Here is a 7,690-nt window from a genome sequence, read left to right on the forward strand (position 1 = left end):
CTGGTCATTCTGGTGGCGGTGCTCTCCCTGCTGCAGGCCACACTGACCCTGCCGGGCATTGCCGGTATCGTGCTGACGGTGGGCATGGCGGTGGACGCCAACGTGCTCATCTATGAGCGCATCAAGGAGGAGCTGCGTGCCGGTCAGTCAGTGCAGGCGGCCATCCATGCCGGATACGAGAAGGCCTTCATGACCATCGCGGACGCCAATATCACCACTTTGCTGGCGGCCATCGTGCTGTTCAGCTTCGGCACCGGCCCCATCAAGGGCTTTGCGGTGACCCTTTCGATCGGTATCGTCACTTCCATGTTCACCGCCATCATGGTCACCCGTGGCATCGTCAACTGGCTCTATGGTGGCAAGCGTGTCGAAACACTGTCCATCTGAGGAACACGGTATGAGCATTTTCAATCTGGGCGAGAAACAGATCGACTTCATGAAACAGCGCAGACTCGCGCTGGCGCTGTCGCTGACGCTGATCGTGCTTTCCATCGTGGGCATGGCGGTGCGCGGCTTCAATTTCGGCATCGACTTTACCGGCGGCACGGTGATCGAGGTGGCGTATCCCCAGCCGGTGGAACTGGCTGAAGTGCGCGATACGCTGCGTCAGGGCGGTTTCGACAAGGTGATCGTGCAGCACTTCGGGTCCGCCACCGACGTGCTCATCCGTATCCAGCCGCGCGAGGGCATGACTTCCGCCATGATCAGCAACCAGGTGCTGGAGCTGCTTCGGAAGCAAAACCCGAAGGTGGAGCTGCGCCGGGTGGAATATGTGGGTCCGCAGGTGGGGGACGAGCTGACCGAGGATGGCGCGCTGGCGGTGCTCTATGCGTTGATCGGTATTCTGATCTATGTGGCCTTCCGTTTTGAATTTCGCTTCGCGCTGGGTTCCATCGCTGCACTGGTGCATGATGTGATCATCACCCTCGGCGTGTTCGCCTGGACACAGGCACAGTTCGACCTGACCGTACTGGCGGCGGTACTGGCGGTCATCGGCTACTCCCTCAACGACACCATCGTCGTGTTCGACCGCATCCGGGAGAACTTCCGCCTGCTGCGTGACAAGACACCGGAAGAGGTGATGAACATCTCCATCAACCAGACGCTGTCACGCACTATCATGACCTCCCTGACCACCTTGCTGGTGGTCTTCGCCCTGTTCTTCCTCGGTGGGGAGATCATCCACAACTTTGCGCTGGCGCTGCTGGTGGGCATCGGCGTGGGCACCTATTCCTCCATCTATGTCGCTTCCGCGCTGGCGCTGATGCTGGGCGTGTCCAAGGAAGACCTCACCCCGCCACCCAAGGACGAGGTGGACCGCGAAGCCTTGGAGCGGGAAATGCAGCAGGCCTTTCTGGAGGCCGAAGCCCGCCGTCAGCAGGCGAAGTCCTGAGGGGTGTCATGAGCGAACTGCAGGAAGCCATTCAGCGGCGGCGCACCTTTGCCATCATCTCCCACCCGGATGCGGGTAAGACCACCGTCACTGAAAAACTGCTGCTCTACGGTGGCGCCATTCAGCTGGCCGGCGCCGTCAAGGGGCGCAAGGCGGCCCGGCACGCCACTTCCGACTGGATGCAGATGGAGCAGGAGCGGGGTATCTCGGTCACCTCGTCGGTGATGCAGTTTCCCTATCGGGATGTGATCATCAACCTGCTGGATACCCCGGGGCACGAGGATTTTTCCGAAGACACCTACCGCACCCTCACCGCGGTGGATTCCGCACTGATGGTGATCGACTGCGCCAAGGGGGTGGAGGAGCGCACCATCAAACTGATGGACGTATGTCGCCTGCGGGACACGCCCATTCTCACCTTCATCAACAAGCTGGACCGGGAGGGGCGTGAGCCCATCGACTTGCTGGACGAGGTGGAGGAGGTGCTCGACATCCAGTGCGCGCCAGTGACCTGGCCCATCGGCATGGGCAAGCGCTTCCGCGGCATCTATCACCTCTACAATGACACCGTGCGCCTGTTCGAGCAGGTGGAAAACGACACGGCTGCCGAGGGGGAGCTGATCGAAGGACTGGACAACCCGCGCCTTGATGAGGTGCTGGGCGATCAGGCCGAGGAACTGCGGGAGGAGATCGAGCTGGTGCGTGGCGCCAGCCATGCTTTTGACAAGGCGGCCTTTCTGGCGGGTCGATTGACACCGGTGTTCTTCGGTTCCGCCATCAACAACTTCGGCCTGCAGGAACTGCTGGACGCCTTTGCCGAGCATGCGCCGCCGCCCCAGTGCCGCGAGGCGAAGGAGCGCCCCGTCTGCCCGGATGAGGAGAGGCTCACTGGCTTCGTGTTCAAGATTCAGGCCAACATGGACCCCAAGCACCGGGACCGCATTGCCTTCATGCGCATCGTTTCCGGTCGCTTCCGCAAGGGCATGAGCCTGCGTCACGTGCGCATCGGCAAGGATGTGAAGATCTCCAAGGCACTGACCTTTCTGGCCAATGCCCGCGAGCAGGCGGAGGAGGCGGTGGCCGGCGACATCATCGGTCTGCACAATCACGGCACCATTCAGATCGGCGACACCTTTACCCAGGGAGAGCCGCTCAAATTCACCGGCATTCCCAACTTCGCGCCGGAGCTGTTCCGTCGTGCCCGCCTGAAGGATCCCATGAAGATGAAGGCGCTGCAGAAGGGGCTGCAGCAGCTGTCGGAGGAGGGGGCCACGCAGCTGTTCCGCCCGGTGATCAACAATGACCTCATTCTCGGGGCGGTTGGCGTGCTCCAGTTCGAAGTGGTGGCGCAGCGGCTCAAGGATGAGTACAACGTCAGCTGCGACTTCGAGCCGGTGAGCGTGCACACAGCTCGCTGGGTCATCGGTCCGGAAAAGGAGATCGAGCGTTTCAAGGCCAAAGTGCAGGAGCATGTGGCCTATGATGCGGGCGATCATCTGGTCTATCTGGCGCCTTCTCGGGTCAACCTGCAGCTGATCGAGGAGCGCTGGCCCGAGCTCGAATTCGTGGCCACGCGGGAGCACTGATGGGCGGAAAGAAGCGCAAGGAACAACCGCGGCAGTGCGATGGGTGCACCGCCTGTTGCGATGGCTGGGTGCGCATTGATGTGCCCGGTTATGAAGCATGGCCCGGGCATCCGTGTCCTTACAGCACGGGCTCCGGCTGCGCCGATTACGACAACCGTCCCGAGTTTCCCTGTCGCCGGTTTGTCTGCGGCTGGCTGCTGCCGGATTCACCGCTGCCTGACTGGATGAAGCCTGACAAGGCGAAGGTGATGGTGCTGTTCAATCAGCTGCAGTGGCAGGGGTTGCCGGTGGATGTGGCGCTGCCGGTGGGCAAACGCATTCCGCCGCGGGCGCTGCGCTGGCTGCAGCAGTTCGCCGAGCAGCATGGCCGTCCGCTCATCTGGACCGAGTGCATCGAAGAGAATGGACAGTTGCAGAAGGACCAGATGGTCTATGCCTGGGGGCCACCGGCCTTCCAGCAGCAGGTGCAGCTGTGGCAGGAGCAGGGGGTGCGGCTCTGGTAGCTCTGTCGGGTGGATGTGGCTTGGTCGATGGGGTGCTCGACTGAACTCTTTCTGCCTTCTCACTCTCGCTTGACGCAAGACCTGCGTCAGGCTTCCCCCAGCTTGTTGCCGCCGCTTCGGCGGCTGCCTCCACCGGTGGGTCCATAGGTAGGGGCGTCTTCCGGTCTTCCCAGCAGCAGTCTCAACACACCTTCGTTGAGCTGCGCCAGGCGCATCAGCGTGGCGCCGTTTTCCAGATGCAGCCTTTCAGCCTGTTCGCTCAGGGAGATGAACTGGCGCAGCCTGTCGGCCTGAGGTGTGCCTTCCAGTTCCTTCAGCAGGGTGGTGAGTGAACCGGCTTCTTCAGGCAGGGCGTCTTTCAGCGCCTCGCTCAGCGGTGTCAGCTGGTCAAGCAGTTGCTGCTTGCGCTCGGTCAGGGCGTTGAGCGCATCGGTATCCAGAGGATGGATATTGAGAAGGGCCTTTTCTTCCTGCAGCAGATACAAAAACTGCTCCAGCAACGGGAGCAGTTGTTCCATGCGTTCAAACAGCGGAAGATGAAGAGGTGACGCGCTCATGCGTCACAGTTTACTGAAGAGCACTTCCGTCTGCAGCAGTTTGCGGGCGACAGATTCGCTGTCCACCTGATAGGTGCCGTCATCAATGGCCTGCTTGATGCGGGCGACTTTCTCCTCGCGCGTGACCGGCATGCTGTCCACCTGGTCGAGCAGGGCAGCCAGCTGAGCCACGCTCTTGCCCACGGTTACATCCTGACGTGCCTCGTCAGCAGGGGTGCTGTCACCTGCAGTGGCGTCGGAACGCAACCGCTCGTCCACCTTGCGGGCGGTGTCCGTCTGCGGACGTCCGTTAAGAGCATTGATGTGCTTGATATCCATTTTTCTGGCCTTGTTTCGCTTGTGTGTCTGTCGTCTGTGTCTATGTGCTCAGAGGCTTTATCGACCGCTTCAGGAAAACTTTAGCAAAAAGCACGATTTTTTTCAGTCACGGCACCAGCACAGTGTTCGGTGCGATGACCACGCCGCGCACCACCTTGCCGGAGCGGGCGTTGCGCACCGGAACCTGAGCGCCTTCCACGCCGTTTTTGAGCGCGATGCCGCGGGTGCGCACTTCCAGCGCGCCGATGCGTGTCAACAGGGTGACAGGTTTGCGCTCGAACACCCAGTAAGGGGGCAGCAACATGCGTGCCGTGATGACGGTTTCGGGCGGAATGGCGCGTGCGGCCCGCATGCCCGCTGCATCCTCGATGCGTGAGAGGGCACCATGTGGGCGACGGCTGGCGTCCACCAGCTGGCGACGCAGTGCATTGGCGCTGATCAGCGTATGACGGGGTATGAGGCGGGTGGAGACCACCACCGGTGTCTGGCCGCTGACGGTCACGGTCAGGAAAAGCTTCCAGCGGGGGTTCGGGCAGCTCGCCTGCACCGTCATGCGGCCGAAGGGTTGGCGACGGCCCTGCAGCAACGCATATTCGAGCGGTGTGGTGCAGCGGGGCAGGCGGGTGCGTCGGCCCAGTTTGTGGACGTAAATTTTCGGGTTGATGAGTTTTTGGCCGACATTTTGCTTGACCCGCTTCACAGCGGTCGCGTAGATCGGTTCCATGGGCTGCCATGGCCCGTCGGCGCGAAGTGGCGCCGCGACGCACAGAAGAAGAAGGAAAAGCAGGCGTCGGAACATGGGCCATGGGATACGCTATGATTAACCCGGAATTGTAGGATAAGGTGAGCCGTTATGTCCGACTTTCTCAAGAGTGTTGACCGCCGCACCTCCCTGGCGGGCATGAACCGCATGGAGCTGCTGTTGTTCCGGCTGGACGGCCCGCAGCTCTACGGCATCAATGTGTTCAAGGTGCGAGAGGTGATTCAGACACCGCCGATCGCGCCGGTGCCCCGGTCCGATGATCGCATCGTGGGCGTGGCGGACATCCGCGGTCAGACCATGCCGATCATCGATCTGGCCAAGGCGCTGGAGCTGACGCCCATCGAGCCGGAGAAGCTGCCGGACAGCCTGACCATCGTGACCGAGTTCAACTCGGCCATTCAGGGCTTTCTGGTGCGGGAGGTGGACCGTATCGTCCACCTGCGCTGGGAGGACATCATGCCGCCGCCGGATACGCTGGCGCATGTGGCCTATCTCACCGCCGTGACCCGTCATGAGGATCAGATCATCGAAATTCTGGACGTGGAGAAGGTGCTGGCCGAGGTCTCCGGCGTCAAGGACGTGGTCACCAAGGAGACCATCCAGATGGCCAAGGAGAAGATTGGCCAGGCGGCCGGCAACTACTTCATTCTGGCGGCGGACGATTCGGCCGTGGCCCGCCAGCAACTGCGCAGCATCTTCGAAGGACTGGGCATCAACTACAAGATCGTGGACAACGGTCGCAAGGCCTATGACCTGCTGCAGAAATGGGCCAAGGATGCCGAAGACGGCATGGCGCCGCCGGTGCCCGAGCGGGTGCTGATGGTCATCTCAGACATCGAGATGCCGGAGATGGACGGCTATACGCTCACGCGCAAGATCCGCGAGGACGAGCGGCTCAAGGATCTGTTCATCGTGCTCAACAGCTCTCTCAGTGGCGGCTTCAACGAGCACATGACTTCCAAGGTGGGCGCCAACCGCTTCCTCTCCAAATGGCATTCCGACGAGCTGGCCCAGCTGGTGCTGGAGCGACTGGAAGAGATGGAAATGGCGCACGCCGCAGCGGAAGGCTGACATGCGCGCACTCTGGCTAGGTCTAGTTCTGATACTGCCATGGCCGCTGTGGGCAGGCAGCTTCTGTCCCCAGGCGCCAGATAGCTGCGTGGAAGTGACCGGCCAGGCGTCACTGGATGAGAAAGATACAGCCTATGCCCGTCAGATGGCCCTGCGTGATGGGCTGCGCAATGCGGTGATGCGTTGTCAGGTGCAGGTGCGCAGTCAGGATCAGGTGCGGGATTTCCGTTTGGAAGGCAGCACCCTCAATGTGCGTTCCGCCGCGGCGGTGAAATACTTCACCATTCTGGAAGAGACGCCTGACCGGGAGGCGCATCTTTACAAGGTGCGTCTCCGCGCCTGCCTTGAGCCTGTGAGCAACCAGTGTGGCACGCCTCTGGCCGGCGGGTTTCAGCCGAGAGTGGCAATCGGCACAGTGCTGGTTGACCATCCCGATCAGGTGCGGGATATTCGGGATCTGACCCAGGGCTGGCGGCGCATGCTGCTGCGGGCCTTCGAGCAGCATGGCTACCGCAATGTGGTTCCGTTCGACATTCCACCGGCATTGATGCGCCCGCAGCATGTGGCGCCCTCTCTCTCTCCGGCACTGCTGGCGGAGGTGCGCGAGGAGACCGGCGCCCAGTATCTTCTGCTCACCGTCATTCGTGACGCCGGCGCACAGCGTGTTCCGGCCACGCATCTTCAACCGGCGTTGGATGAAATGCTGGAAGAGGTGCGCCGCAGTTACACGGCTGACCTTTCCCCCAACCGTCGCAGTCTGACGGTGGAGTATTTTCTCATTGATCTGAATCATGCCCGCATTGCCAGTCAGGATCTCCTGCGCCGACTCGTGGAAGGAGAGGCCAGTGTGGGGCGTGACAAGCCTTTCGGTGGTGCAGCTTTCATGCGCACGCCCACCGGTCGGGCGATGCTGGAGCAGGTGGTGGCCGAGACGGAAAAGGTGATGAAGACCCTGCAATGTGCACCGTTCGAGGCAGAAGTGCTGGAGCGGCGTCAGGATGCTGACGGCAAGACCCACATTCTGTTCTTCGCCACGCCGGAGAGTGGCCTGAAAGAGGGTGACCAGCTGGCGGTGTATCACCGCCTGGCGCCGACGGTGCGCATGGGAGGGCGTTCGCTGGGCACCGACCGGGTGCCGGCGGGGTTCGTTCGTGTGGTGCGTCTGCAGGACCGTTTTGCCGTGGCGGAGATCGTGGCGGAAAAGCGGCGCATCGAGGAGGGGGACCTGGTGCGCAGCTGGTAAATCCTGCTCGGTTGTCAATGTCCCGGCTACCGGCCTTTCTCAGCCCGCTGCATATGCGGGTTTTTTCGTTTCTGAGCGCTGGAATACGGGGTCTCCCCTGATTTTGCCGGATGCCGGTCTGGCCCCGCCGCCGCGAGGGAAATTTTTCCTAAAGTTTTGCCGCCTGCTGCCGATAGCGGCAACTTTTTGTCGACTTTAGCGGTTTTTGCCAGTTTGGCATCGAGGTTGCTTGGTGGCGAAGTGAGACGACTTTGGA

At 61.6% G+C, this 7,690-nt stretch carries 10 protein-coding genes; 6 read left to right on the forward strand and 4 right to left on the reverse strand.

All coding sequences use genetic code 11. The annotated features are described in order from the left end of the window. From F8K16_RS08745 to F8K16_RS08760, 4 genes are all read left to right on the forward strand, one after another. On the forward strand, positions 1-387 hold a 387-nt coding region (locus tag F8K16_RS08745), incomplete at its 5' end, for an MMPL family transporter (protein WP_294949591.1). Between the two features lie 10 nt (positions 388-397). Then, positions 398-1,393, forward strand: a complete 996-nt coding sequence (gene secF, locus F8K16_RS08750; protein ID WP_294949595.1) for a protein translocase subunit SecF — start codon at positions 398-400, stop codon at positions 1,391-1,393. Between the two features lie 8 nt (positions 1,394-1,401). Next, positions 1,402-2,979: a peptide chain release factor 3 gene (locus F8K16_RS08755; RefSeq protein ID WP_294949599.1), complete on the forward strand. Its 1,578-nt coding sequence runs from the start codon at positions 1,402-1,404 to the stop codon at positions 2,977-2,979. After that, positions 2,979-3,482 carry a hypothetical protein gene (locus F8K16_RS08760; protein WP_294949603.1) on the forward strand — a complete coding sequence of 168 codons (504 nt, stop codon included), beginning with the start codon at positions 2,979-2,981 and terminating at the stop codon, positions 3,480-3,482. The genes F8K16_RS08755 and F8K16_RS08760 overlap by 1 nt, the downstream gene beginning before the upstream one ends. A gap of 86 nt (positions 3,483-3,568) precedes the next feature. Here the strand turns inward: F8K16_RS08760 and flgN are convergent, their stop codons facing one another. The 3 genes from flgN to flgA form a co-directional block, all read right to left on the reverse strand. Further along, the gene (flgN, locus tag F8K16_RS08765; RefSeq protein ID WP_294949606.1) at positions 3,569-4,000 is read right to left on the reverse strand and encodes a flagellar export chaperone FlgN; all 432 of its coding nucleotides are present in this window, start codon (positions 3,998-4,000) and stop codon (positions 3,569-3,571) included. A 42-nt stretch (positions 4,001-4,042) separates the two neighbouring features. Then, on the reverse strand, positions 4,043-4,357 hold the full coding sequence (flgM, locus tag F8K16_RS08770; protein WP_294949610.1) for a flagellar biosynthesis anti-sigma factor FlgM: 315 nt from the start codon (positions 4,355-4,357) through the stop codon (positions 4,043-4,045). 106 nt (positions 4,358-4,463) lie between these two features. Beyond that, complete coding sequence (gene flgA / locus F8K16_RS08775; protein WP_294949614.1) at positions 4,464-5,081, reverse strand: flagellar basal body P-ring formation chaperone FlgA; 618 nt, start codon at positions 5,079-5,081, stop codon at positions 4,464-4,466. Between the two features lie 129 nt (positions 5,082-5,210). On the opposite strand from flgA, the gene F8K16_RS08780 reads away from it, so the two are divergent. Continuing rightward, positions 5,211-6,191 carry a chemotaxis protein gene (locus F8K16_RS08780; RefSeq protein WP_294949619.1) on the forward strand — a complete coding sequence of 327 codons (981 nt, stop codon included), beginning with the start codon at positions 5,211-5,213 and terminating at the stop codon, positions 6,189-6,191. 1 nt (position 6,192) lies between these two features. Further along, positions 6,193-7,434 carry a flagellar assembly protein T N-terminal domain-containing protein gene (locus F8K16_RS08785; protein WP_294949623.1) on the forward strand — a complete coding sequence of 414 codons (1,242 nt, stop codon included), beginning with the start codon at positions 6,193-6,195 and terminating at the stop codon, positions 7,432-7,434. A 26-nt stretch (positions 7,435-7,460) separates the two neighbouring features. Here the strand turns inward: F8K16_RS08785 and F8K16_RS08790 are convergent. Then, a partial coding sequence (locus F8K16_RS08790) for a hypothetical protein (RefSeq protein ID WP_294949626.1) occupies positions 7,461-7,690 on the reverse strand: 230 nt, incomplete at its 5' end.

This window comes from Sulfurivirga sp., assembly GCF_015490265.1.
Taxonomy (GTDB): Bacteria; Pseudomonadota; Gammaproteobacteria; order Thiomicrospirales; family Thiomicrospiraceae; genus Sulfurivirga.

Bases quoted from the DNA above. Each gene is read 5' to 3' on its own strand.
- F8K16_RS08785 (WP_294949623.1), top strand. From the start codon at position 6,193: ATGCGCGCACTCTGGCTAGGTCTAGTTCTGATACTGCCATGGCCGCTG.
- flgA (WP_294949614.1), bottom strand. From the start codon at position 5,081: ATGGAACCGATCTACGCGACCGCTGTGAAGCGGGTCAAGCAAAATGTC.
- flgN (WP_294949606.1), bottom strand. From the start codon at position 4,000: ATGGAACAACTGCTCCCGTTGCTGGAGCAGTTTTTGTATCTGCTGCAG.
- secF (WP_294949595.1), top strand. From the start codon at position 398: ATGAGCATTTTCAATCTGGGCGAGAAACAGATCGACTTCATGAAACAG.
- flgM (WP_294949610.1), bottom strand. From the start codon at position 4,357: ATGGATATCAAGCACATCAATGCTCTTAACGGACGTCCGCAGACGGAC.
- F8K16_RS08755 (WP_294949599.1), top strand. From the start codon at position 1,402: ATGAGCGAACTGCAGGAAGCCATTCAGCGGCGGCGCACCTTTGCCATC.
- F8K16_RS08760 (WP_294949603.1), top strand. From the start codon at position 2,979: ATGGGCGGAAAGAAGCGCAAGGAACAACCGCGGCAGTGCGATGGGTGC.
- F8K16_RS08780 (WP_294949619.1), top strand. From the start codon at position 5,211: ATGTCCGACTTTCTCAAGAGTGTTGACCGCCGCACCTCCCTGGCGGGC.